Source organism: Vibrio sp. Vb0937, from assembly GCF_033338855.1.
Genome location: NZ_JAWOTK010000149.1, coordinates 1 through 1,576, shown reverse-complemented (window position 1 = coordinate 1,576; position 1,576 = coordinate 1). Strand labels below are relative to the sequence as shown.

Annotated in this window: 1 protein-coding gene; it reads left to right on the top strand. The window is 46.3% G+C overall.

Annotated features, from left to right (window positions below; all coding sequences use genetic code 11):
- Positions 1-1,576, top strand: a 1,576-nt coding sequence (locus tag R7P67_RS23935; RefSeq protein ID WP_318086209.1) for an insulinase family protein, incomplete at both ends; no start/stop codon positions are given.

Here is a 1,576-nt window from a genome sequence, read left to right as displayed (position 1 = left end):
CTCGCTATCTAGAACACATGCTTTTTTTGGGTACGGAAAAAGACCCTAAAGTTGGCGAGTTTCAAAGTTATATTAGCCAACATGGTGGAACGAATAACGCGTGGACAGGAACGGAGCACACCTGCTTCTTTTTTGATGTCACTCCAAGTGCATTTGAAAACGCACTGGATCGCTTTAGCCAATTCTTTACCGCGCCACTGTTTAATGAAGAAGCATTAGATAAAGAGCGCCAAGCGGTCGACTCTGAGTACAAGCTGAAATTGAATGACGACTCGCGTCGCTTGTATCAAGTCAACAAAGAAGTCATCAATCCAGAACATCCATTTTCAAAATTCTCTGTCGGCAATTTAGATACGCTTGGCGACCGAGATGGTCAGTCTATTCGTGATGAAATTGTCGAGTTTCATCATTCTCAATATTCAGCCGATCTTATGACGCTGACGTTGTTTGGGCCTCAATCTCTTGATGAGCAGCAAGCTTGGGTAGAAGCCATGTTCGCCGACATCCCTAATCATCAATTAAGTGGCAAATCGATTGATGTACCGATTGGGACTGAAGACAGCACCGGAATTTTGGTTCAAATTGAGCCCATCAAAGAGTTTCGCAAACTCATTCTCACCTTCCCTATGCCGGGAATGGATAAACACTACGGCGTGAAGCCTCTCTCTTATTTCGCTCATTTGTTAGGTTACGAAGGCGAAGGGAGCTTGATGCTTCAACTGAAAAGCAAAGGCTGGATCACTTCCCTATCAGCCGGCGGCGGGGCAAGTGGCAGCAACTATCGTGATTTTACGGTCAGTTGTACACTCACACCAGAAGGGTTAGACCACGTAGATGACATCATTCAAGCAGTCTTCCAATATCTAACCATGATCAAACAAGACGGAATGAATGAGTGGCGCTACCTAGAGAAGCAAGCAGTATTGGAGTCTGCATTCCGCTTTCAAGAACCTTCACGCCCTCTCGATTTAGTTAGCCATTTAGTCATCAATATGCAGCATTATCAGCCGCACGATATTATCTATGGCGACTACAAAATGTCGGGCTATGATGAAGATCTACAACGTTCTCTGCTGCAATATTTATCTGTCGACAATGTCCGCGTTACGCTGATCGCCAAAGGACTTGAGTACAATCGCACTGCGGAGTGGTATTTCACCCCCTACTCCGTCACTCCATTCAGTAGCGAGCAAAAACGCTTCTTCCAACAAATTGATCCGCGTTGGCAGTTTGTTCTGCCAGAGAAGAACCCGTACATTTGTTACGACCTCGACCCAATGCCCTTTGAAAACGGGGGCTCACTACCGGAGTTGATTGAAGATCTCGAAGGTTTTCGCCTGTGGCATTTGCAAGATGATGAGTTCCGAGTGCCGAAAGGCGTAGTGTACGTTGCGATCGACAGTTCTCACGCGGTCGCGTCGCCTAAGAATATTGTGAAAACACGTCTTTGTGTCGAAATGTTTTTGGACTCACTAGCCAAAGAAACCTACCAAGCTGAAATCGCGGGCATGGGCTACAACATGTATGCACACCAAGGCGGTGTAACGTTGACGTTGTCGGGCTTCAGCCAAAAACT